Here is a 22,272-nt window from a genome sequence, read left to right as displayed (position 1 = left end):
TTTCTACTTCCGCTTCCGCGCCTGCTGGCCAAGTCCCATCTTCTTGGCGAGCTGCGATCGCGCCACCGCGTAGTTCGGCGCCACCATCGGATAGTCGGCCGGCAGCCCCCATTTGTCGCGATACTGCTCCGGGGTCATGTTGTACTGGGTGCGCAGATGGCGCTTGAGCGACTTGAAGCGCTTGCCGTCCTCGAGACACACGAGATATTCCGGCGTGATCGACTTCTTCATCGACACCGCAGGCTTGGCCGGCTCGCTCGGCATATCGCTGCGTCCGCTCGACACGCGCAGCAGCGCGGCATGGACCTGACCGATCAGGTTCGGAATGTCCGAGGCCGGCGTCGGATTGTTGCTGAGATAGGCCGAAACGATGTTGGCGGTCAGTTCGACCGGCGTTTTGCCTGACGTATCGGACATGGCTCAACCTTCCCCGTGCTCTCGACGGCGCGGCGCCGCACGCCGTTCGGGCAGTATCCGCGCGCGACAATACATCAACAGAATCGCGCACTACTTCGCGAATATGAGCGGATTACAGGAAATCTGACAAGAACTGCCGTGTTTTAGACTTCGCGCCGGCCGTTCGCAAGTATTGCCGTAGATCTACGGCCTTTGCTCCAGATGCGAGCGGAGCTCGTCGATCGAGGCAAACCGCATCATCCCCTCGGGCATTTGCGCCTCGATCGATCCGTCGGAATAGAGCGAATAGGCCATGCCGTCGACGACGCCCGATTTGAGCACGGTCACCGGGGGCTGCTCCTGCGGCGACGGCGGATGGCCTGATGATGGCGACGCGGCCGCCGACTGCGCCTCGCCGAAGGTCGACGGCGCCCGTGGGCCACGCCGCGGGGCGACGTCGACCGACCTCGGCCGATCGGCCTTCGGCCACGCATCGTCGAATGTTGCCGGCGCGAGGTCGGCCGCCGCGGCCGGGCCCGGACGCAGTTCCGGCGACAGCAGATCCGGCGTCAGCGGCTCGGCAGCCCGTGTCTCGGTCCGCTCACGCTCCTTGCGCGAGGACGAGAACAGCAGGTTGCGCCGCTTCGGCGGCGCGCTGCCATCTGCGGGCGCTGCACCCGGCACGGGCGGCGGTGCCTCGGCTGGCGTGCCGCGCGTGGTAAGTTCGTCGTGCCAGGGCGGCGCGGCCGGCGGAACCGGCGGGGGTGCGGCGACCTTCGGCTCGCGCGGCGGCGGGAACACCGCCTCGTCAGGGGCAATGCGCGGGGAAGTTGCAGACGGAACCTCAACGCTTCCGCCCGCGGCTCCGGGCTCGAGCCGCGCGGCGATGACTTTGAGTTCCCCAACCACGGCGGCAAGCGCCAGCACGATCGCGCCCGTGCACACGCCGGTCACGCCTGTCATGATCAAGGTGCCGCCGACGCTGAATTCCTTGTAGGGGATTCCCAAGCCGACCGCCGCCAAGCCCGCCACGACCAGGCCCGCGCCGACGACCAACAGACCAACCTTCATCGAACTAACCCCCGGGAGACCCGACCAAAAATGGGTGTGGGCCACCAACGCCACGATACCGTCATATTGCCCACACCGCCAACCGCCAATTGTAGGCAGAGTTCCCTAAAATCCCGCTTAACCGTGCGGACACGCGTCTTTCTCACGGTCACGCCACACGGCGTCGGCGCCCCGCTTCCGTAGATTTACTGGCTACGAATTGCTGCCAATTTATTGCAACGCATCTGGGAAATTACGCCACAATTACCAATTACTCGGAAACGGAACTGCGCTATGGATGCCGGGGAATGAGGCCCTAAAGCGCCAAACTGGGCCACAGGCACGCCGGTACCACTAGCTATGTCATCGATTACGACGTCTGCCATCGAGGCGCCTGCGCGGCGCTCCGTGGAGAAGACCTGCGACGATCTCGCATTCCTCGTCCTCGGCGTGGTCGCCGTGGTCGCCGGCCTCACTTTCCGCGACTACGGCCTGGGCTGGGACGATTACACCCACGCTGAATATGCCGACCTCCTGCTGCGCATGTACGGGTCCGGGTTCAAGGACACCGGCGCGCTGTCGTTCGCCAACCTCTATATGTACGGCGGCGGCTTCGATATGGCCGCGGCCCTGCTGCACAAGGTCATTCCGCTCGAATTGTTCGAGACGCGCCGCCTGCTCGGCGCGATCGTCGGCGTCATCGGCCTCGCCGTAACCTGGCGCCTGGCGCGCCGTGTCGGCGGCCCGCTGGCGGGACTGGCGGCGCTGCTGCTGCTGGCGCTGTGCCCGACCTTCTACGGCCACATGTTCATGAACCCGAAGGATGCGCCGTTCGCCGTGGCGATGATCGTCCTGATCCTGGGTCTCGTCCGCCTGTTCGAGGAATATCCGGCACCCTCGCCCCGCACGATTCTGATCGTGGGCCTGGGGACTGGCCTGTCGATCGGCTGCCGCGTCCTTGGCGGGCTCGCTCTGATCTACGCCGTGGTCGGCTTCATCCCGCTCTTCATCGAGGAATTCCGCAAGCAGGGCGCGCGCGAGGCGACCCACCGCTTTGCCCACGTCGTCTATGTGCTGCTGCCGGGGCTTGTTCTCGGCTATCTCGTGATGGGCCTGATCTGGCCGTGGTCGATCATGGAGCCCGGGCATCCGCTGGAAGCGGTGACCTACTTCTCGCACTTCTTCGAGAAACCGTGGAAGGAGATGTTCGACGGCGCGCTGGTGTCGGTGCCGGACATGCCGTGGTCCTATCTGCCCACGCTGTTCGCGCTGCAGCTTCCCGAAGTGATGCTGGTGCTGCTGACCGCGGCTGTCGTCACCACCTTCATGTCGCTGTCGCGCATCGATGTGACCGCGAAGCGCAAGTCGATCATGCTGATGCTGACGCTGGCGGCGACCTTGCCGCTGGTGATCGCGATGGTGAAGCGGCCGGCGCTCTACAACGGCATCCGCCATTTCATCTTCGTGATCCCGCCGATGGCGGTGCTCGCCGGCGTCGCATTCGCCCGCGGCATGGACTGGCTCGGCGAGAACCGCCGCGCCTGGCAGCCCGCGGCACTCGCGGTGTTCGCGTTCGGCCTGCTGCTGCCGCTCAGCGAAATGATCCGCCTGCATCCGTACCAATACACGCACTTCAACCACATCGCCGGCACGGTGCGGACCGCCGACAACTTCTTCATGCTGGACTATTGGGGCCTGGCGCTGAAGCAGGCTTCCGACGGGCTGCGCGAGCAGCTGGCGGAGCGGCAGGAAGTGCCGCCACAGAATCGCAAGTGGAAGGTCGCCGTGTGCGGACCGCAGCGCCCCGCGCAGGTCGCGCTCGGGCCCGACTTCACGATCGGCTGGGACAGCAATGCCGCCGACTTCGCGATGACGCTCGGCGAGTTCTACTGCAAGGGATTGGCCGCGCCCGTGATGGTCGAGATCAAGCGCGACGATGTCGTGTTCGCCCGCGTCTACGACATCCGCGGCCGCAGCATCTCGAGCCTGCTGGCGATCCCGGCGCCGTAGCGCGCAGCACGTCCGTTACGCTGCTGCCCACTTCCGGAGCACGATCTCCCGGATCGTGGGCCAGCCGTCGCATGCTGACATGACTGTCACGCCGTTACGCTGCCTTGCCGCGATGCGGCGCCGACGCTAGGTTCGACGCAGGAAACAGCCATCAATGGAGCAATCGTCATGTCGCCAGCGGAAGCGCGCCTGAAGGAAGTGCCGTCGAATATGAGTGCGGCGGAATGGGAGCAGCGGATCAATCTCGCCGCCTGCTACCGGCTGGTCGCGCTCTATGGCTGGGACGATCTGGTCGATACCCACATCTCCGCCCGCGTGCCCGGCCCCGAGCATCACTTCCTGATCAACCCCTACGGGCTGATGTTCGACGAGATCACCGCCTCGAGCCTGGTCAAGGTCGACCTCGACGGCAACCAACTCTCGGAGAGCGAGTACAGCATCAACCCGGCCGGCTTCACCATTCATTCGGCGATCCACGAGGTGCGCGAGGACGCCGGCTGCGTGCTCCATCTGCACACGATCGACGGCACTGCGGTGTCGAGCGGTCCCGACGGGCTGCTGCCGCTGAACCAGACCGCGCAGCTCGTCACCCACGATCTCGCCTATCACGACTATGAAGGCATCGCGCTCGATCATGACGAGCGTCCGCGCCTGCAGCGCGATCTCGGCAGCAAGAACCACATGCTGCTGCGCAATCACGGCACGCTGACGGTCGGCCGCTCGGTCGCGTCCGCCTTCGAGCGGATGTACCATCTGGAGCGCGCCTGCTCGATGCAGGTGGCGACCCGCGCGCTCGGACCGATCGCCTATCCGGTCGACCAGCTCGCGATCGACAAGAACACCGAGCTGCTCTCCAACCCCGACCGTGCCGAGTTGCGCTCGACCCAGCTGGTCTGGCCGCCGCTGCTGCGCAAGCTCGACCGGGTCAATCCCGGTTACCGTGATTGAAATTTCACAATCTTCGGGTAGGCTAGCTGCCAAGACCCTCTGCACTATCGGAATCAAAACGCCGCCCAATTCCGGGCGGCGTTTTTACGTGCGGGGGCTGGCGGACTTCTGTAGGATGGGTAGAGCGCAGCGAAACCCATCGCGCCTCCGCATCAAGACCGCTCGCCGAACGCCCCATCCAGTTTCGTCCCGTCGCCAGCCCAATCCTCGGGATAGATTCCGAGCGCAACCATGCGATGAAACGATGAATGCGGCCAATCTCTCACCCGCTTCACAAGGCCGTGCTTAAGCGGGTTGATATGCACGTAATCGACGTGACGGGAGAAATCGTCCTCACCCTGGATCGTGTGCTCCCAATACCGCCGTTGCCAAATGCCGCGCTCTCCTTTTGAAGCGCGGCTACCCGAGACCGGCTCACCGATCGGTAGACGCCGCGAGAAGGCCGATTTGATCTGCCGCCAACGGGTCGCGAAGTCACCGTCGCCTTCCGGTAAGCTCCAGACCGCATGGAGGTGGCGGGAAGAATGACAATCGCCTCAGTCCTGAAAGGATGCCGTTCGCGCGTTTCGCGGAAAGCCGTGCGCAGTTGATCGATGTGTTCTGTGAGCAGTTGCAGGCGCCGGTCCTCCAGGTTGACCGTGAAGAAGAAACTGCCTCCGGGAATAAAATTGCGACGGTAAGTGACCATACTGATCGCAAGAAGAAGTGATGGGTTTCGCTTCGCTCTACCCATCCTACACGCAAATCAAACGCCGCCCAATTCCGGGCGGCGTTTTTACGTGCGGTGTGTATCGTCTACTTGGCTTCCGCGAAGGCCGCCAAAATCCGCGCCCAGGAGCGGATGCCCTTGTGGTAGCTCTTGAGATCGTACTTCTCGTTCGGCGAATGGATATTGTCGTCGTCGAGACCGAAGCCGACCAGCACGCTGTCGAGGCCGAGCGTGCGCTTGAAGTCGGCGACGATCGGGATCGAGGCGCCGGAGCCGATCACGAGCGCCTCCTTGCCCCACTCGTCGGTCAGCGCGCGGCGAGCGGCCGCCAGCGGCTTCATGTTCCAGTCGAGCGCGATCGCCGGCGCGGAGGAATGATCGGTGAACTCGGCCTTGCAGTCCGCCGGCACGCGCGCCTTCACATAGTCGCGGAACGCCTGTCGGATCTTCTCGGGATCCTGTCCCTCGACCAGGCGGAACGAGACCTTCGCCGACGCCTCGGCCGCGATCACTGTCTTGGAGCCCTCGCCGGTATAGCCGCCGATGATGCCGTTGATGTCGCAGGTCGGCCGCGAGGAGATCTGCTCGATCAGCAGCCGATCCTTTTCGCCGGCGGGCACCGAGAGGCCGATCGGCTTGAGGAAACTTTCCGGCGTCAGATTGAGTTGCTTCCACTGCGCCAGGATGTCCGGCGGCAGATCCTTCACGCCATCATAGAAACCGGGGATGGTGATGTGGCCGTTGTCGTCATGCAGGCCGCCGAGAATCCGCGTCAGCACGCGGATCGGGTTCTGCGCGCCGCCGCCGAACACACCGGAATGCAGGTCGCGATTGGCAGCCTTGATCTTGACCTCGTCATAGACCAGGCCGCGCAGCGAAGTGGTGATCGCCGGCGTGTTGGGGTCCCACATGCCGGTGTCGCAGACCAGCGCGAAGTCGGCCTTGAGCTCGGCCTTGTTCGCCTCGAGGAACGGCACGAAATTCTTCGAACCGATTTCCTCCTCACCCTCGATGATGATGGTGATGTCGACCGGCAGCGATCCCGTCACCGTCTTCCAGGCGCGGCAGGCCTCGATGAAGGTCATCAACTGTCCCTTGTCGTCCTCGGCGCCGCGCGCGACGATGATCTTGCGCCCGTCGGCGTGGTCGGTCACCACGGGCTCGAACGGCGGACGGTGCCAGAGATTCAAGGGATCGACCGGCTGCACGTCGTAATGCCCGTAGAACAGCACATGCGGACGGCCGTCGGTCGAGCCGTTCAGCTTGCCGACCACGGCCGGATGGCCGGCCGTGGGCCGCACCTCGGTCTTGAAGCCCAGCGTCGCGATATCCTTGGCGAGATGATCGGCAGCCGCCTTGCAGTCATTGGCAAAGACCGGATCGGCCGAGATCGATTTGATCCGCAGCAGCGTGAACAGCCGCTCGAGACTGTTGTCGAAATCGGCATCGATGCGGTCGAGGACCGGCTGCAGCTTGGCGTTGGACATCGCGGATATCCTATTGTTTGGACGTTACGCCAGGTTGTAGCGCGCCGGGCGCCGGAGGCAAAGCTTCTCCACCTTGCTTGAGCGGAGACCTGAGGTGCCAGGCCAGGCCCGCGATCAGCACGAAGGTCGCGGCGAGATTGTTGCCATAGGCCTGCAGCGCGATCGGATACATCGGCAACGAGAAGCCGAGCAGGACGCAAACGGCCGCGAGCACGATCCAGGTTCCGGTCCGCACCTTGGGCCGCGGATCATAGGCAGCGCGATGCACCAGCACCGTGATCGGGAAGAACAGCCAGACGAAGTAATACTCCCGCGCCAAGGGCGAAGCCACCGTCATCAGGCAGAACAGGATGCCGATCTCCTCCGCGTCCGACTTTTCGGTCCGCAGCCAGGCCGGCGGTATCAAGCGGATGTAGCCGAGCCCGATCAGGGCGCAGACTGCGACGACGATCCAGTTCGCCGTCGCGAAGTCGAGATCGACGAGGTTCATGTAGCGCGGCGGCTTGTGCGGATCGTCCTGATTGTAGTTCAGCGGCCGCAACAGCCGATGCGATACCGCGATGATGGACTGGTTGACCGACGACCAGTTCTGCTCGGCCCGTTGACCAAACCCCTCGGCCGAACTGGTCCCGATCATGCCCTGGTACCAGGTCTTCAACTCGGCGACGTTGTGCTGGAAGCCACGGAACGGCGCCGGCAGGATCAGCAGGAAGAAGACCAGAAACGCGGTCATGCCGGCGACCGCGCCCCAGCGCCTGCGCCAGACGAGATAGGGCAACACCGCAATCGGGAACACCTTGATTGCGGTCGCCAGGGCAAACATGCCGACGGCAAGCCAGGGCCGCCCGCCCCGCAACAGCCAGAAGCCGCCAAGCATCATCACGAGCAGAAGCAGGTTCGGTTGCCCAAGGTCGAAAATATCGACCACGAAGGTGATCATGATGCAACCCGGCAGCGCCTCGAGCCAGAGGCCCGGCTGCCGGCCTGATCCCGCCATCGCATGCGAGAACTGCGCAACCAGCCACGCCGCCGCGGCGTTGAGCAGGCAAAGAAACAGGTAAAGCGGGACCTTGCCGAAGAATGCCAGAGGCGCAAGCAGCACCGCCGGAAGCGGCGGGTAGATGAACTCGAAATAGCCGGATGGATCGACCGGATAGAGGCTCTGACCGTGCAGCACCTGCTGTCCGGCCCAGAACCACAATGGATAATCCTTCGTCTTGCCGTGTCCCCAAATCTCGGGAACCAGAACATCTGCGATCAGCCCGATGCAGAAGACCAGAAACAACAGATGCGACGGCGCCTTCAGCGACGGATATCTCAGCAAAGGTTCGTTCCAAACAGATAACGAAAAACGCTGAGATGATAGCTCTAATATTATCTGCGCAGCAAGCCGCCCAAGGCCCCCCGCACCAGCGCACGGCCGATCGAGCCGCCAACCGAACCGCCGACCGACTTGCCGAGATCCGCGACCACGCCGCCGACCACCTTGTCGGTCACCGAGCGCGTGACGTTGCGCGCGATCACCTGCCCGGTCGAGAGCCGGCCGCGCTTGACATTGGTGCCGAAGATCGTGGCGGCGATCGCGCCGATCTGGCCGAGGATGCCGCCACCCCCACCAGCAGCGCCACCATCGGCCGGAGCCGCCGCGCCCGACAGGCGCTTCTGGATGATCTCGTAGGCGGATTCAGCGTCGATCGCGGTGTCGTATTTGCCCTTCACCGGGCTCGCATCCATGATCGCCTTGCGTTCCTCCGGCGTGATCGGCCCGATCCGCGCCGACGGCGGCCGCACCATGACGCGTTCGACCATCGACGGCGTGCCAGCACCCTCGAGGAACGAGACCAGCGCCTCGCCCTTGCCGAGCTCCATGATCACCCGTGCGGTATCGAGCTTCGGATTGGGCCGGAAGGTCTGCGCGGCCGCGGCAACCGCCTTCTGGTCGCGCGGCGTGAAGGCGCGCAGCGCATGCTGCACGCGGTTGCCGAGCTGCGCCAGCACCTTGTCCGGCACGTCAATCGGATTCTGCGTGACGAAATAGACGCCGACGCCCTTGGAGCGGATCAGCCGCACCACCTGCTCGATCTTGTCCATCAGCGCCTTCGGCGCATCGGTGAACAACAGATGCGCCTCGTCGAAGAAGAACACCAGCTTCGGCTTCGGCAGGTCGCCGGCCTCCGGCAATTCCTCGAACAATTCCGACAGCATCCAGAGCAGAAACGTGGCGTAAAGCCGCGGGCTCTGCATCAGCTTGTCGGCGACGAGAATATTAACCATGCCGCGGCCGTCGCGGTCGGTCCGCATGAAATCCTTCAGCGTCAGCGCCGGCTCGCCGAAAAATTTTGCGCCGCCCTGGTTCTCGAGCACCAGAAGCTGACGCTGGATCGTTCCGACCGTCGCCTTGGACACGTTGCCGTAGCTTTGCGCGGCCTTGCGGATCGACGCCAGCGGATCTTCCCCATCGTCAGCCCCCTTCTTGCTGCCGTCGGGTGCAATCGCATCCAGCAGGGCGCGCAGATCCTTCATGTCGATCAGCGCGAGGCCATTCTCATCGGCGACACGGAAGGCAACGTTGAGCACGCCCTCCTGCACGTCGTTCAGATCGAGCATCCGCGACAGCAGCAACGGCCCCATCTCGGTGACGGTGGCGCGCACCGGATGGCCCTGCTCGCCGAACACGTCCCAGAACACGGTCGAGAATTGATCGGGCTGGAAGGTCAAGCCCATTTCCCGGGCGCGCTTCACAATAAAGTCCTTGGCCTCGCCGACTTCAGAGATACCAGAGAGATCGCCCTTGATGTCGGCTGCGAAAACCGGAACACCGGCGCGCGCAAACCCTTCGGCCATGACTTGAAGCGAGACGGTCTTGCCGGTTCCGGTCGCGCCGGTGACGAGGCCATGCCGATTGGCCAGCGCCAGCGTCAACCAGGCTGTCTCCTCGCCCTTGCCGACAAAAATCTTCTCGTCGGTATCGGCCAACTTGTTGTCGGAGGTCGCCATCGCTTCGCCTCTTAACGCAGATTTAAATCGGATCGATCCATTCGAACCGAGGGCATCATATTGCATCTTGCCGTTCGATTGAAACTGTCAGCGGATGCCGGCGTATATTGTCGCGGCAGCAGTTCCTCATATTTTATTCCCGGCAAAGTGACGAAAGGCATTGCGCATTGCGACAAGATGGTGTGAATCCGCCGCTCACTCTTGCAGCGAGGCAACAGTCACAACGCGATCGAAAAAGAAAGCGAACTGAAACGCGCTGATCGCTTGAATTTCGTGACACAGGCGCTCAAGATAATTCCTCAAGAACGATCCGGCAAAGTCCGGTTGAGGCGGGGCAAGATGGACGAATTGGTTGGGCACCTGGCCGCGAAGGCCGGCATCGATAGCGTTGTCGCTGAAAAAACCATCGGCATCGTTCTGGGTTTCCTCCGTAACGAGGGACCTTCCGACAAGGTCCAGGCTCTGATCGACCAAATCCCTGGCGCCGAAGCGGCTATTGCCGCCTCCAACAACAGCGGCGGTCTGTCGCGGTTGATGGGTGGCGGGCTGATGGCTGTCGGCACCCGGCTCATGTCGCTTGGCTTGAGCATGGGTGAAATTCAGAACGTCGCGCGTGAACTTTTCAAGTTCGGCCGCGACAAAATCGGAGCGGATCAAATGGGCGAGATCATCTCGGGGACGCCGGGCCTCAGCCAGTTTGCCTGAAGCACCTCCCCACGCCCTTTGCACGTGCGCTCCCTTCTACCTGCATACGAGTATCATGACATACCCCCTCTCCGAGATCGAAGGCCTGTCCGCCTATTGCGCCACCAAACTGAAATCACAGGGTATCCGCACGACCGACGCACTGCTTGAAGCCGCCCGCACCGTCAAGGGACGCAAAGCGCTCGCCACCAAGACCGGAATCAGCGAACAGCAATTGCTCGAATGGGCCAACATCTCCGACTACATGCGGATTCCCGGGATGGGCAAGGCGAAGGTCGGCCTGGTCCGCGCCGCCGGCGTCACCACGGTGCGCGAGCTCGCCCACCGCAACCCGTCGCGGCTGGCGCAGAGCATGAAGGACGCCAATGTGCGGCGTAAGCTCGTCCGCGTGATGCCTTCCGAGAAGTCAGTCGAGCTGCTGATTGAAGAGGCACGCAAGCTGCCTCCCAAAATCACCTACTAGCGGTCACATATTAGCACCGCCTATTAGCCTGCCTTAACGGCATTCAGCACCGCCCTTGCCAGACATCATCGCGACACCTTGACTTGGCGCTGCCGTCAGCGCAAAGCCACCGCATGATGGCGACCAAGCCCATAGCATCGGCGGTGACCGGCCCGGCCGTATCAACGGTGCTGCCGGCGCTGCTGTCGCGGCCTTATCCGGCTGTCATGGGCATCCTGAACGTGACGCCGGACTCGTTCTCCGACGGCGGCCAGTTCATCACGCCCGAACAGGCGCTGGCGCAGGCCAGCAGGCTGGTCGCCGAGGGCGCCGACATCATCGACATCGGCGCGGAATCGACCCGCCCCTATGGCTCGCAGCCGGTCACCGCCGAGGCCGAACTGGCGCGGCTGCAGCCGGTGCTGGCCGAGGTGATCGCGCTCGGCGTGCCGGTCTCGATCGACAGCATGAAATCCGAGGTGGTGGCCTGGGCGCTCGACCAGGGTGCCGTGATCGCCAATGACGTCTGGGGGCTGCAGCGCGACGTCGGCATGGCGCCGCTCATCGCCGCGCGCGGTGTGCCCGTGATCGTCATGCACAATCGCGAGAGTGCCGATCCTTCGACCGACATCATGCGGGACATCACGGCGTTCTTTGAACGCTCGCTCGATATCGCAGCGCGCGCCGGCATTGCGTCGGACCGGATCGTGCTCGACCCCGGCATCGGCTTCGGCAAGACGCCGGAGCAGAGCATGATTGCGCTGGCGCGGCTCTCCGAGCTCGACACGTTCCGCCTGCCGGTGCTGGTCGGCGCCTCGCGCAAGCGCTTCATCAGCACGGTCGTGCCGTCGGAGCCGCAACAGCGGATCGGCGGCTCGCTCGCCGCGCACCTGATCGCGGCGCGGAACGGCGCCCGCATCATCCGCGCGCATGACGTCGCCGAAACCGTTCAGGCGCTGCGGGTGGCCGCGGCAATCGAGGGACAGCAATGACCGACACGATCTTCATCACCGGGATCGTCATCCATGCCCGCCATGGCGTGATGGAACATGAGACCGAGGTCGGGCAGCGCTTCGTCATCGACCTCGAGCTCTACACCGACCTCTCGGAATCCTCGCGCACCGACCGTCTCTCCGACACGGTGTCCTATTCCAACGTGGTGGCGACCGCGACGTCGGCGTTCAAGAACACCAATTACAAGCTGCTCGAGCGCGCCGCCGGTGCGGTGGCCGAGGATATCCTGGCAACCTTTCCGCGTGTCAGGGCGGTCAAGGTCACCGTGCACAAGCCGCATGCGCCGATCGCCGCGATCTTCGACGATGTCGGCGTGGTGCTGACCCGCTCGCGCCATCCGCTGCCACATGGCTGACGTCCTGATCGCACTTGGCGGCAATGTCGGCGACGTCCGCACGACGTTTCGCAAGGCGATCGCCAATATCTGCGGCATGACGCAGGCGGCGCTGCTGGCGCGCTCGTCGGATTATTCGACGCCGCCCTGGGGCGAGGCACAGCAGGACAGCTTCATCAATGCCTGCATCGAGATCGACACCAGCCTCGATCCGCATGCGCTGCTGTTCACACTGCACAAGATCGAAACCAAATTCGGCCGCGACCGCAAGAACGAGCAGCGCTGGGGGCCGCGCACCCTCGACCTCGACCTGATCGCCTATGACGACGTCACACTCGACAAGCCGGAACTGACGCTGCCGCACCCGCGTTTGTTCGAACGCGCCTTCGTGCTGGTGCCGCTGGCCGAGATCGTTCCCGACCGCGTCATTGCCGGGCGCCGCGTCGGGGATGCGCTGGCAAACGTCTCTACCGACGGTATTTTCCGCCTTGCGGACCTCGATTAAAAGTCGAACGGCCGCAAACAAAAGTTTGGCTTGGCCGCCCGCCCGTGGCAATTTCCGGCCAAATCAAGGGGCCCCTTGCGGGGCCGGTGAAGGACGATTTGGGCGGATGACGACCTCGACTGACGACTTGCCTCTGGCTTCGGATTTTCCGGCTGCGACCTATGACGACTGGCGCAAGCTGGTCGACGGCGTGCTGAAGGGCGCCCCGTTCGAGAAGCTGGTCGGCAAGACTTATGATGGCGTGAAGATCGATCCGATCTACCGCCGGGCCGCCAACGCCAGTCCGCTTCCGGGCCGCGCCGCCGCGATGCCCTGGCATATCCTGCAGCGGGTCGATCATCCCGATGCCGCGCAGGCCAATGCACAGGCGCTGCATGATCTCGAGAACGGCGCGACCGGCCTCGAATTCGAGTTCGCGGGCGGTCCCGGCACGCGCGGCTTCGGCCTCACTGACGCCAGCAAGAAGACGCTGGCACGGGCCTGCGGCGGCATCCATCTCGATGCCGGCATCATGATCGCGCTCAACCCGGTGATGGGACGCGAAAACGCCGGCGAGACGTTCGCCGACATGGTCGAGGCCCGCAAGCTCGATCCCGCCAAGCTCGATCTTCATTTCAACTACCAGGCGCTCAGCACCATGGCGGTGCGCGGTGCCGCGGCCATCGCCTGGCCGAATTACGAAAAGTCGTTCGGCCAGGTCGTCAACGGCCTGATCAGGCGCGGCTTCAAGGGGCCGTTCGTGCTGGCCGACGGCCGGCCCGTGCATGATGCCGGCGGCTCCGAGGTACAGGAGCTCGCCTTCACGCTCGCACTCGGCCTCGCCTATCTGCGCATGCTCGAAGCTGCCGGGATCGACCTCGATGCGGCGCGCGCCGCAATCTCGTTCCGCCTCAGCGCCGATGCCGACCAGTTCCTGACCATGGCGAAATTCCGCGCGCTGCGGCTGCTGTGGGCGCGGGTCGAGCAGGCCTGCAGCCTCGCGCCGAAACCGATCTTCGTCAACGCGCAGACCGCCTGGCGGATGCTGACCCAGCGCGACCCCAACGTGAATATGCTGCGCGCCACGATCGCGACCTTCGCAGCCGGGCTCGGCGGCGCCAATGCGATCACCGTGCTGCCGCACACGCTGGCGCTTGGCCTGCCGGATGATTTCGCCCGGCGCGTGGCCCGCAACACGCAGCTCGTGCTGCTCGACGAGTCCAACCTTGCCAAGGTGTCCGATCCGGCGGCCGGTGCCGGCGGCATCGAGACGTTGACCTCGCAGCTCTGCGAGGCGGCGTGGGCGCTGTTCCAGGAGATCGAGAAGGCCGGCGGCATCTTCCCCGCGCTCGAGCAAGGGCTGCTGCAAAACAAGGTCGTCGCGACGCGGGCGCAGCGCGAGACCAATGCGGCGAAGCGCCGCGACGTGCTGACCGGCGCCAGCGAATTCCCGAACCTGCACGAAGACGTCCTCGCGGTGCTGGACGTCAAACCGTCAGCGCCGGTGTCATCAGCCGGAGCCAAGGTCACCTTCGATGCCCTCGCGCCGATGCGGCTCGCCGAACCGTTCGAGGCGCTGCGCGACAAGTCCGACGCCGCGCTGAAGGCGCGTGGCTCACGGCCGAAGATCTTCCTCGCCAATCTCGGCACGCCGGCGGATTTCACCGCCCGCGCCACATTTGCAAAGAGCTTCTTCGAAACCGGCGGGATCGAGGCCATCGACAGCGAGGGCTTTGCCGACCCGGCGGCGCTCGCCGCGGCCTTCAAGGCCTCGGGCGCCGCGATGGTGTGCATTTGTTCCTCCGACAAGGTCTATGCCGTCAGCGCCGCGGAGGCCGCCAAGGCCCTTCACGGCGCCGGAGCAAGGCATATCTATCTGGCAGGGCGGCCCGGCGACCAGGAAGCGGCGCTGCGGGCGGCCGGCATCGGTGAGTTCGTCTTCGCCGGCGGTGATGCGCTGGCGACATTGCGCGACGCCTATCGGCGGATGGAGCAGGCATGACGGCAGAGGCACCAGCGAAACCCGTTCTGACCGGCGGCTGCCAGTGCGGCGCCGTCCGCTTTGCGGTGTCTGCGGCACCGAACCGGGTCAGCATCTGCCACTGCCGGATGTGCCAGAAGGCCTCCGGTGCGCCGTTCGCCTCGTTCGCCGACATCAACAAGGAGGATTTCGCCTGGACCCGCGGCAAGCCGGCGGCGTTCAAATCCTCGTCGATCGCCGAGCGCGACTTCTGCGCCGCCTGCGGCACGCCGCTCAGCTTCCGCCGGATCGACGGCCCCCGCATCGAGATCATGACCGGCGCCTTCGACCGGCCCGACCGGGTGATCCCAACGCAGCAGTTCGGAACCGAGTCCCGCCACGGATGGGTGGTCGGGATCGCCAATCTGCCGAGCCAGACCACGATGCAGAATTACGGACCGGACAAGATGGCGACCATCGTCAGCCATCAGCATCCGGACCATGACTAAGGAAGCCAAGGAATGACCCGCATTCCCAATTTCGCCGACGTCGCCTTCCAGCCAGTTGCCGCGGCCATGCCGGCCGCGAGCGCCGAGCCGTGGCTGACGCCCGAGGGCATTCCGGTGAAGTCCGCCTACAGCGAGGCCGATCTCGCAGGCATCGACTTCCTCGAGACCTGGCCGGGGATCGCGCCCTATCTGCGCGGCCCCTACCCGACCATGTATGTCAACCAGCCCTGGACCATCCGGCAATATGCTGGGTTCTCCACGGCGGAGGATTCCAACGCGTTCTATCGCCGCAACCTTGCGGCCGGACAGAAGGGCCTGTCGGTCGCGTTCGATCTCGCCACCCACCGCGGCTATGACTCGGATCATCCGCGCGTCTCCGGCGACGTCGGCATGGCCGGTGTCGCGATCGATTCCATCTACGACATGCGCACGCTGTTCGCCGGCATCCCGCTCGACCAGATGAGCGTGTCGATGACCATGAACGGCGCGGTGCTGCCGATCCTCGCGCTGTTCGTCGCCGCCGCCGAGGAACAGGGCGTGCCGCCGGAAAAACTGTCTGGCACCATTCAGAACGACATTCTGAAAGAGTTCATGGTGCGCAACACTTACATCTATCCGCCCGCGCCCTCGATGCGGATCATTTCCGATATCTTCGCCTACACCTCGCAGCGGATGCCGAAATACAATTCGATTTCGATCTCCGGCTATCACATGCAGGAGGCCGGGGCGACGCAGGACCTCGAGCTCGCCTATACGCTTGCCGATGGCGTCGAATATCTGCGCGCCGGGCTTGCCGCAGGTCTCGACGTCGATCGTTTTGCCCCGCGCCTCTCTTTCTTCTGGGCGATCGGTATGAACTTCTTCATGGAAGTCGCCAAGATGCGCGCCGCGCGGCTGCTATGGGCCAAGCTGCTGAAGCAGTTCAACCCGAAGGACCCGCGCTCGCTGTCGCTGCGCACGCATTGCCAGACCTCGGGCTGGTCGCTGACCGCGCAGGACGTGTTCAACAACGTGATGCGCACCACGATCGAGGCGATGGCGGCAACGCAAGGCCACACCCAGTCGCTGCACACCAACGCGCTCGACGAGGCGCTGGCGCTGCCGACCGACTTCTCGGCGCGGATCGCCCGCAACACGCAATTGTTCCTGCAGCAGGAGAGCGGCACCAACCGGATCATCGATCCCTGGGGCGGCTCCTACTACGTCGAACGCCTCACCCGCGATCTCGCGGCCAAGGCCTGGGGCCACATCCAGGAAGTCGAGGAACTCGGCGGCATGGCCAAGGCGATCGAGGCCGGCGTGCCCAAGCTGCGCATCGAGGAGGCGTCCGCCAAGACCCAGGCGCGGATCGATGCCGGCCGCCAGGCGGTGATCGGCGTCAACAAGTTCAAGCCGGAGAATGAGCGACCGATCGACGTCCTGAAGGTGGAGAACTCCACCGTGCGGCGGTTGCAGATCGACAAGCTGGCGCGGCTCAAGAAGGAGCGCAACCAGAAGGACGTCGATGCGGCGCTGGCCGCGCTCACCCGCGCGGCGGGCGAAGGGAACGGCAATCTGCTGGCGCTCGCCATCGACGCCGCGCGCGCAAAGGCAACCGTCGGCGAGATTTCGGACGCGATGGAGAAGGTGTTCGGCCGCCACCGTGCCGAGATCAAGTCCATCACCGGAGTCTACAAGCGAGAGGCAGCGGCGATGTCCAACAAGGTCGAAAAGGTGCAGGCGCTGATCGACGCCTTCGAGGAGGCCGAGGGCCGCCGTCCGCGCATCCTGGTCGCCAAGATCGGTCAGGACGGCCATGACCGCGGCCAGAAGGTGATCGCATCCGCCTTCGCCGATGTCGGCTTCGACGTCGATATCGGGCCGCTGTTCGCAACCGCGGATGAGGCCGCCCGCCAGGCGGTCGAGAACGACGTCCACATCCTCGGCGTTTCCTCGCTCGCCGCCGCGCATCTGACCGCGGTGCCGGAACTGAAGGCCGCGCTGAAGAAACACGGCCGCGAGGACATCATGATCATTATCGGCGGCGTGGTGCCGCCGCAGGATTACGACGCGCTGTACAAGGCCGGCGCAGAAGCGATCTACCCGCCTGGCACCGTGATCTCGGATGCCGCCGAGGAGCTGATCCACAAGCTCAACGCCCGGCTCGGTCATAGCGAGGCGGCGGCGGAGTAACGCCGCCGTATCCCCTCTCATCTGGAGTTTCCCATGCGCGCCGCCCGCTTGATGACGCCTGTCCGCATCATGGGCCTTGCCGGCCTGCTGGCCTGCCTTTGCCTTCCGGCGCGCGCCGCCGATCCCAAGCCCGACGCCACGATCGAGAATGCGAGCATAGAGGCCAGCGTCTATCTCGACGACAAGATCAAGGCCGATAGTACGCTGGCGGCGGATTGCCTCGCCGAAGGCAAGAAGTGGATCGACAAGAACGCCGCCGAGGCTGCGACCGACCGCAAGCAGGAGCCAGATCTCTTCAAGGAACGCGGCGGCTATTCTTTCGAGCGCAAATACTCGGTGCGCTCCGTCGTCGACGGCCGCTATGTCAGCGTGCTGCGCGACGACTTCATGAACACTCTGGGCGCGCATCCGAACTCCGACGTCAACACCATCCTGTGGGACACGACCGAGAAGAAGCGTATCAGCATCCGTCCGTTCTTTACCGAGACGGCTGATAACGGCCCGACCCTGACGGCGATGCGCAAGGCAGTCATCGCCGCGCTGAACGCCGAAAAGAAGCGGCGCGGCGCCGGCGAGTCCGGGACCGCCGAATGGTACAAAGAGCTCAGGCCGACCCTGCTCAAGATCGGCGCCGTGACGCTGGCGCCGTCGACCGAGGCCGGCAAGAGCTCCGGCCTCACCTTCCACTACCCGCCTTACGCGGTCGGCCCCTACGCCGAAGGCCAGTATGTGATCTTCGTGCCGTGGGAGACGCTGAAGCCATACCTGACGCCGGAAGGTGCAAAGATCTTCGCCGGCGCGCGGCCGAAGGGCGACGCCGACGATCAGCAATAGAGCCCTTCAGCTGATTGCGACCTCGCGGCGCGCCAGCGCCCGTATCAGCGAGTCTGTCCAGTCAGGAATCCAGGTCTGGAACTGGGTGTGCCAGCGATCGGCATCGCCGGGCGCCGTCTCGAGCTTGACCGACCATTCGATGAAGGTGCGGTTGCCCTCGATGACCGGGAGCAGGTGCATTGTGCCCTCATAGCCGGTTGGTTTCGGTGCATCAGCCCCGGTATCCTGCGGGAACGGCAGTGGCTCGATGCTGGCATAGGTCAGCGAATGCTGGGTGTCCGAGTGACCGGCAAGGCGTTGCCTGACCCACAGCCCGAGATAGCAGAAGCGCCTGATCGCGCCGATCTCGTCGCCGCGCCTGTCGTCCTCGATCACGCTTTCGCTGACGCCGTCGATATAGGCCGGATAGTTGTTGAAGTCGCGGATCAGCGACCACACCGTATCGAGCGGGTGATCGAGGACGGTGCTGTAATAGGCTCTGGTCATGGCACGCTCCGGAGGGTTGATCCGCAGTCTTGGCGGAACATCAGCCTGATCTAGCGAACGTGCGTCGGGTTAACCCACCCGATTTCCGATCCAACAATCGATCCGGGACGACGGGGCACTCGGCTCTCGCCTGCAACAGGCGGCCGTTGTAAACCATGGCCATGACTGCGCCGAAAACTGCCTCCCCAGACATCCACGCCCTCGCCCAGCAGCTCCGCGCCGGCCACCGCGCCGCGCTGGCGCGGGCGATCACGCTGGTGGAGAGCCAGCGCGGCGACCACCAGGCCTCCGCGCGCGAGCTGGTGCAGACGCTGTTGCCCGACACCGGCAAGGCGGTGCGGGTCGGCATCACCGGCTCGCCCGGCGTCGGCAAATCGACCACCATTGATGCGCTCGGCATGTTCCTGATCGAGCGCGGCCACAAGGTCGCGGTGCTGGCGGTCGACCCCTCCTCGGCGCGCACCGGCGGCTCGATCCTCGGCGACAAGACCCGGATGGCGCGGCTCGCCGTTTCCGATGCCGCCTTTATCCGCCCCTCGCCTTCGTCAGGTACGCTCGGCGGCGTCGCGGCGAAAACCCGCGAGGCGATGCTGTTGTGCGAAGCCGCCGGCTTCGACGTCGTGCTGGTCGAGACCGTCGGCATCGGCCAATCCGAGACCGCAGTCTGCGACATGACCGATTTCTTCCTGGCGCTGATGCTGCCGGGCGCCGGCGACGAATTGCAGGGCATCAAGAAGGGCCTCGTCGAGCTCGCCGACATGATCGCGATCAACAAGGCCGACGGCGACAACCTCAAGCGTGCCAATCTCGCCGCCGCCGACTATCGCAGCGCGCTGCACATCCTCGCGCCGCGCTCCGAGCACTGGCATCCGCCGGTCGAGACCTATTCCGCGCTGACCGGCGCCGGGCTCGACAAGCTCTGGCAGAAGATCCTCGACCACCGCACCGCGATGAACGCCTCCGGCGAGTTCGCAAGCCGCCGCAGGGAGCAGCAGGTGAAGTGGATGTGGTCGATGCTGGAAAGCCGGATGATGGCGCGGCTGCGCTCGGACGCTGCGATCCGCGCCAAAGTGAAAAAGATGGAGGCCGAGGTCGCCGGCGGCCGCATCTCGCCCGCGGTTGCCGCCGAGCAGATCGCGGAGATGCTGCATTGAGCGGAAGGCTGCGCATCCTCATCACCGGCTTCGGGCCGTTCCCGGGTGCGCCGTTCAACCCGACCATGCCATTGGTGAAGCGGCTGGTCGCCCTGCGCCGCCCCGCCTTCGACGACGTTACGCTGTCGAGTCACATCTTCGACGTCACCTACGCGGCGGTCGATCGCGAATTGCCGGAGCTGATCGCAAGCCATCGTCCGCAGGCGCTCCTGATGTTTGGTCTCGCCGGCCGCAGCGCGCATTTGCGGATCGAAAGCCGCGCCCGCAACGCGGTGACGACGCGGTTTCCCGATGCCGGCCGCCAGCATGCGCGCAAGGGATCGATCACAGGCGGCGCCGATGCGATGATGTTCGGGCCGCACAGCGAAAGGTTGCTGCGCGCCGCGCTGATGACCGGCATCGGCGCACGCGCATCGCGCGATGCCGGCAGCTATCTCTGCAACTACCTGAGCTGGCGCGCGATCGAGGCTGTGAACGGCGATCACGGCTTGCACCTCGCGCAGTTCGTCCATATTCCGCCGCTTGCCCATGACGGAACGGCCGCGTCAGGCAAATCATCCATCACGCTCGAAGCGCTCGTCGATGCCGGCGAAGCCATGCTGCTGGAGCTGGTGAAACTGACGCGGCAGGCCGCGCGCACGTGAGCGAGACGGATTAGACGGTGTAAGTGTCGCGAGAATGCGGCGGATGATCCGCAGCTCGCGCAAACACGCTCGCTGTCGTCCTGGCGAAAGCCAGGACCCATCACCACGAGTGCTGATTGTTGAGCAGGCTGGAACGACGGGTCCCGTCCATACTTCCGCCGCGGAGTATGGGTCCTGGCGTTCGCCAGGAGACGCGCGGAAGGAGCCGTGGACTCTCACACCGGATCACCGCATGCGCGGGTGATGACGCCGAATAAGCTGTTTGACATGTGAATTCGGGTTCTCACCCCGTCATTGCGAGCGAAGCGAAGCAATCCATTTTGCCACCAGCGGAGAAATTGCTTCGTCGCTTTCGCTCCTCGCAATGACGGCGGCAAGGGCCATCCGCTCCACCGGCGATTAACCCTACCACCAACAATCGCCCGGCTGCGGCGGCGTGTTCACCATGCCGCGCCGGATTTCGCGCTACCACTCGACCCGCGAACGTCACCGCTCGCGAATGTTTGCGAGGGCCACGCCCATGGACGTCAACCGCCGCCATCTCATCGGAGCATCCGCCGCCGGCGCAGCCGGCGCGCTGGCGATGTCGCCGGATGCGGCGCGCGCCGCGCAGTCTGCCGGCTCGCTCGGCCGCGACGTCACGCAGTATGGCGTCCGCCCCGGCAGCCCCGACGACCAGACCCGCAATCTGCAACGCGCGATCGATGACGCCGCGCGCGCGCAGGTGCCGCTGGCGTTCCCGCCCGGCGTCTATCGCAGCGGGCTGTTGCGGCTGGCGTCCGGCAGCCAGCTGATCGGCGTGCGCGGCGCAAGCCGGCTCGTGTTCAACGGCGACGCCTCGCTGCTGGAGGCCGAAGGCGCCGGCGGCATCGTCCTGATGGGCCTCACCTTCGACGGCGGCAACGTTCCGCTGCCGGCGCGGCGCGGTCTGGTGCATTGCCTGTCCGGCCGCGACATCCGCATCACCGATTGCCAGGTCACCGGCAGCGGCGGCAACGGCATCTGGTTCGAGCAAATGTCGGGCGACGTCAGCAACAACATCTTCACCGGCATCGCTTCGACGGCATTGGTGTCGTTCGACGCGCTCGGCCTGATCGTCTCGCGCAACACGATCAAGGGCACCAGCGACAACGGCATCGAGATCCTGCGTACTGCGATCGGCGACGACGGTTCGATCGTCGCCGACAACCGCATCGAGGACATCAAGGCCGGCCCCGGCGGCTCCGGGCAGTACGGCAACGCCATCAACGCCTTCCGCGCCGGCAACGTGATCGTGCGCGGCAACCGCATCAGCAATTGCGACTTCTCGGCGGTGCGCGGCAACTCCGCCTCCAACATCCACATCACGGACAACAGCGTCAGCAATGTCCGCGAGGTCGCGCTCTATTCGGAGTTCTCGTTCGAGGCCGCTGTGATCGCCAACAACACGGTCGACGGCGCCGCGATCGGCGTCTCCGTGTGTAATTTCAACGAGGGCGGCCGCATCGCGGTGGTCCAGGGCAACATCATCCGCAATCTGTTGCCGAAGCGCCCTGTTGGCACCGATCCGAACGACGGCGCCGGCATCGGCATCTATGTTGAGGCCGACAGCACTGTGACCGGCAATGTGATCGAGAACGCGCCGACCTTCGGCATCGTCGCCGGCTGGGGCAAGTACCTGCGCGACGTCGCGATATCCGGCAATGTCGTCCGCAACGCCCTCATCGGCATCGGCGTCTCGGTGGTGCCGGGCGCAGGCTCCGCGCTGATCAACAACAACATGATCTCGGAAACCCCGCGCGGCGCGGTGGTAGGGCTCGACCACGCCCGCCCCGTTACGTCAGACTTGTCGGCGGCCGGCGCCCAGCAATATGCGCAGCTCGTGGTCGGCGCCAACGCGGTGCGGCGCTAGAGGTCGATCCGGAACAGTGCGAAGCGGCTTTCCCTCGCGACAAACG

Annotated in this window: 20 protein-coding genes and 1 pseudogene; 14 read left to right on the top strand and 7 right to left on the bottom strand. The window is 64.9% G+C overall.

Annotation, left to right across the window (positions count from 1 at the left end; all coding sequences use genetic code 11):
- Window positions 1–3: 3 nt before the first annotated feature.
- The gene (locus AKN84_RS07950) at window positions 4–417 is read right to left on the bottom strand and encodes a Ros/MucR family transcriptional regulator (protein ID WP_050420182.1); all 414 of its coding nucleotides are present in this window, start codon (window positions 415–417) and stop codon (window positions 4–6) included.
- A 183-nt stretch (window positions 418–600) separates the two neighbouring features.
- Entirely contained in the window at window positions 601–1,467 is an 867-nt protein-coding gene (locus AKN84_RS07945; protein ID WP_050420181.1) for a DUF2892 domain-containing protein, read from the bottom strand.
- 339 nt (window positions 1,468–1,806) lie between these two features.
- Between AKN84_RS07945 and AKN84_RS07940 the strand changes: the two genes are divergently transcribed.
- Together AKN84_RS07940 and AKN84_RS07935 are read left to right on the top strand one after the other, a co-directional pair.
- Window positions 1,807–3,456: a glycosyltransferase family 39 protein gene (locus AKN84_RS07940; protein ID WP_050420180.1), complete on the top strand. Its 1,650-nt coding sequence runs from the start codon at window positions 1,807–1,809 to the stop codon at window positions 3,454–3,456.
- 168 nt (window positions 3,457–3,624) lie between these two features.
- Window positions 3,625–4,404 carry a class II aldolase/adducin family protein gene (locus AKN84_RS07935; protein ID WP_050420179.1) on the top strand — a complete coding sequence of 260 codons (780 nt, stop codon included), beginning with the start codon at window positions 3,625–3,627 and terminating at the stop codon, window positions 4,402–4,404.
- Window positions 4,405–4,556: 152 nt separating this feature from the next.
- On the opposite strand, the pseudogene AKN84_RS48795 reads toward AKN84_RS07935, so the two are convergent.
- The 4 genes and pseudogenes from AKN84_RS48795 to AKN84_RS07920 form a co-directional block, all read right to left on the bottom strand.
- Window positions 4,557–5,092: pseudogene (locus AKN84_RS48795) on the bottom strand (REP-associated tyrosine transposase).
- A gap of 107 nt (window positions 5,093–5,199) precedes the next feature.
- Entirely contained in the window at window positions 5,200–6,600 is a 1,401-nt protein-coding gene (locus tag AKN84_RS07930) for a M20/M25/M40 family metallo-hydrolase (protein WP_050420178.1), read from the bottom strand.
- Window positions 6,601–6,610: 10 nt separating this feature from the next.
- On the bottom strand, window positions 6,611–7,921 hold the full coding sequence (locus AKN84_RS07925) for a glycosyltransferase family 87 protein (protein WP_430649893.1): 1,311 nt from the start codon (window positions 7,919–7,921) through the stop codon (window positions 6,611–6,613).
- 53 nt (window positions 7,922–7,974) lie between these two features.
- Window positions 7,975–9,597: a helicase HerA-like domain-containing protein gene (locus tag AKN84_RS07920; RefSeq protein ID WP_050420176.1), complete on the bottom strand. Its 1,623-nt coding sequence runs from the start codon at window positions 9,595–9,597 to the stop codon at window positions 7,975–7,977.
- Window positions 9,598–9,936: 339 nt separating this feature from the next.
- Between AKN84_RS07920 and AKN84_RS07915 the strand changes: the two genes are divergently transcribed.
- The 9 genes from AKN84_RS07915 to AKN84_RS07875 all read left to right on the top strand — a co-directional run bounded on the left by AKN84_RS07915 (window position 9,937) and on the right by AKN84_RS07875 (window position 18,051).
- Entirely contained in the window at window positions 9,937–10,302 is a 366-nt protein-coding gene (locus tag AKN84_RS07915; RefSeq protein WP_050420198.1) for a hypothetical protein, read from the top strand.
- A 55-nt stretch (window positions 10,303–10,357) separates the two neighbouring features.
- A complete protein-coding gene (locus tag AKN84_RS07910; RefSeq protein WP_028331645.1) occupies window positions 10,358–10,765 on the top strand; it encodes a DUF4332 domain-containing protein in 408 nt (135 codons plus the stop codon).
- Between the two features lie 113 nt (window positions 10,766–10,878).
- On the top strand, window positions 10,879–11,736 hold the full coding sequence (gene folP / locus AKN84_RS07905; protein WP_050420197.1) for a dihydropteroate synthase: 858 nt from the start codon (window positions 10,879–10,881) through the stop codon (window positions 11,734–11,736).
- The gene (gene folB, locus AKN84_RS07900; RefSeq protein WP_021080795.1) at window positions 11,733–12,113 is read left to right on the top strand and encodes a dihydroneopterin aldolase; all 381 of its coding nucleotides are present in this window, start codon (window positions 11,733–11,735) and stop codon (window positions 12,111–12,113) included. The genes folP and folB overlap by 4 nt, the downstream gene beginning before the upstream one ends.
- Window positions 12,106–12,597: a 2-amino-4-hydroxy-6-hydroxymethyldihydropteridine diphosphokinase gene (gene folK / locus AKN84_RS07895; RefSeq protein ID WP_050420175.1), complete on the top strand. Its 492-nt coding sequence runs from the start codon at window positions 12,106–12,108 to the stop codon at window positions 12,595–12,597. The genes folB and folK overlap by 8 nt, the downstream gene beginning before the upstream one ends.
- A gap of 106 nt (window positions 12,598–12,703) precedes the next feature.
- On the top strand, window positions 12,704–14,578 hold the full coding sequence (locus tag AKN84_RS07890) for a methylmalonyl-CoA mutase family protein (protein WP_050420174.1): 1,875 nt from the start codon (window positions 12,704–12,706) through the stop codon (window positions 14,576–14,578).
- Window positions 14,575–15,045, top strand: a complete 471-nt coding sequence (locus AKN84_RS07885) for a GFA family protein (RefSeq protein ID WP_050420173.1) — start codon at window positions 14,575–14,577, stop codon at window positions 15,043–15,045. Before AKN84_RS07890 ends, AKN84_RS07885 begins: the two co-directional genes overlap by 4 nt.
- 12 nt (window positions 15,046–15,057) lie before the next feature.
- Complete coding sequence (scpA, locus tag AKN84_RS07880) at window positions 15,058–17,217, top strand: methylmalonyl-CoA mutase (RefSeq protein WP_050420172.1); 2,160 nt, start codon at window positions 15,058–15,060, stop codon at window positions 17,215–17,217.
- Between the two features lie 69 nt (window positions 17,218–17,286).
- Complete coding sequence (locus AKN84_RS07875; RefSeq protein ID WP_244484982.1) at window positions 17,287–18,051, top strand: RsiV family protein; 765 nt, start codon at window positions 17,287–17,289, stop codon at window positions 18,049–18,051.
- A 6-nt stretch (window positions 18,052–18,057) separates the two neighbouring features.
- Here AKN84_RS07875 and AKN84_RS07870 read toward each other — a convergent pair whose 3' ends face one another.
- Complete coding sequence (locus AKN84_RS07870) at window positions 18,058–18,537, bottom strand: SRPBCC family protein (RefSeq protein ID WP_050420171.1); 480 nt, start codon at window positions 18,535–18,537, stop codon at window positions 18,058–18,060.
- Between the two features lie 161 nt (window positions 18,538–18,698).
- Between AKN84_RS07870 and meaB the strand changes: the two genes are divergently transcribed.
- The 3 genes from meaB to AKN84_RS07855 all read left to right on the top strand — a co-directional run bounded on the left by meaB (window position 18,699) and on the right by AKN84_RS07855 (window position 22,226).
- Entirely contained in the window at window positions 18,699–19,691 is a 993-nt protein-coding gene (gene meaB / locus AKN84_RS07865; protein WP_050420195.1) for a methylmalonyl Co-A mutase-associated GTPase MeaB, read from the top strand.
- Window positions 19,688–20,335 (top strand): pyroglutamyl-peptidase I, encoded by a 648-nt coding sequence (locus AKN84_RS07860; protein WP_050420170.1) that lies wholly within the window; start codon window positions 19,688–19,690, stop codon window positions 20,333–20,335. Before meaB ends, AKN84_RS07860 begins: the two co-directional genes overlap by 4 nt.
- Window positions 20,336–20,855: 520 nt before the next feature.
- The gene (locus tag AKN84_RS07855; RefSeq protein ID WP_050420169.1) at window positions 20,856–22,226 is read left to right on the top strand and encodes a TIGR03808 family TAT-translocated repetitive protein; all 1,371 of its coding nucleotides are present in this window, start codon (window positions 20,856–20,858) and stop codon (window positions 22,224–22,226) included.
- Window positions 22,227–22,272: the final 46 nt, after the last annotated feature.

The sequence above is a fragment of the Bradyrhizobium tropiciagri genome, assembly GCF_001189845.1.
GTDB classification, from domain to species: Bacteria; Pseudomonadota; Alphaproteobacteria; order Rhizobiales; family Xanthobacteraceae; genus Bradyrhizobium; species Bradyrhizobium tropiciagri.
This window is presented reverse-complemented; position numbering and strand designations above follow the sequence as displayed.

Coding starts and splice junctions, on each gene's coding strand:
- AKN84_RS07950 (WP_050420182.1), bottom strand. CDS start 417: ATGTCCGATACGTCAGGCAAAACGCCGGTCGAACTGACCGCCAACATC.
- AKN84_RS07945 (WP_050420181.1), bottom strand. CDS start 1,467: ATGAAGGTTGGTCTGTTGGTCGTCGGCGCGGGCCTGGTCGTGGCGGGC.
- AKN84_RS07940 (WP_050420180.1), top strand. CDS start 1,807: ATGTCATCGATTACGACGTCTGCCATCGAGGCGCCTGCGCGGCGCTCC.
- AKN84_RS07935 (WP_050420179.1), top strand. CDS start 3,625: ATGTCGCCAGCGGAAGCGCGCCTGAAGGAAGTGCCGTCGAATATGAGT.
- AKN84_RS07930 (WP_050420178.1), bottom strand. CDS start 6,600: ATGTCCAACGCCAAGCTGCAGCCGGTCCTCGACCGCATCGATGCCGAT.
- AKN84_RS07920 (WP_050420176.1), bottom strand. CDS start 9,597: ATGGCGACCTCCGACAACAAGTTGGCCGATACCGACGAGAAGATTTTT.
- AKN84_RS07915 (WP_050420198.1), top strand. CDS start 9,937: ATGGACGAATTGGTTGGGCACCTGGCCGCGAAGGCCGGCATCGATAGC.
- AKN84_RS07910 (WP_028331645.1), top strand. CDS start 10,358: ATGACATACCCCCTCTCCGAGATCGAAGGCCTGTCCGCCTATTGCGCC.
- folP (WP_050420197.1), top strand. CDS start 10,879: ATGATGGCGACCAAGCCCATAGCATCGGCGGTGACCGGCCCGGCCGTA.
- folB (WP_021080795.1), top strand. CDS start 11,733: ATGACCGACACGATCTTCATCACCGGGATCGTCATCCATGCCCGCCAT.
- folK (WP_050420175.1), top strand. CDS start 12,106: ATGGCTGACGTCCTGATCGCACTTGGCGGCAATGTCGGCGACGTCCGC.
- AKN84_RS07890 (WP_050420174.1), top strand. CDS start 12,704: ATGACGACCTCGACTGACGACTTGCCTCTGGCTTCGGATTTTCCGGCT.
- AKN84_RS07885 (WP_050420173.1), top strand. CDS start 14,575: ATGACGGCAGAGGCACCAGCGAAACCCGTTCTGACCGGCGGCTGCCAG.
- scpA (WP_050420172.1), top strand. CDS start 15,058: ATGACCCGCATTCCCAATTTCGCCGACGTCGCCTTCCAGCCAGTTGCC.
- AKN84_RS07875 (WP_244484982.1), top strand. CDS start 17,287: ATGGGCCTTGCCGGCCTGCTGGCCTGCCTTTGCCTTCCGGCGCGCGCC.
- AKN84_RS07870 (WP_050420171.1), bottom strand. CDS start 18,537: ATGACCAGAGCCTATTACAGCACCGTCCTCGATCACCCGCTCGATACG.
- meaB (WP_050420195.1), top strand. CDS start 18,699: ATGACTGCGCCGAAAACTGCCTCCCCAGACATCCACGCCCTCGCCCAG.
- AKN84_RS07855 (WP_050420169.1), top strand. CDS start 20,856: ATGGACGTCAACCGCCGCCATCTCATCGGAGCATCCGCCGCCGGCGCA.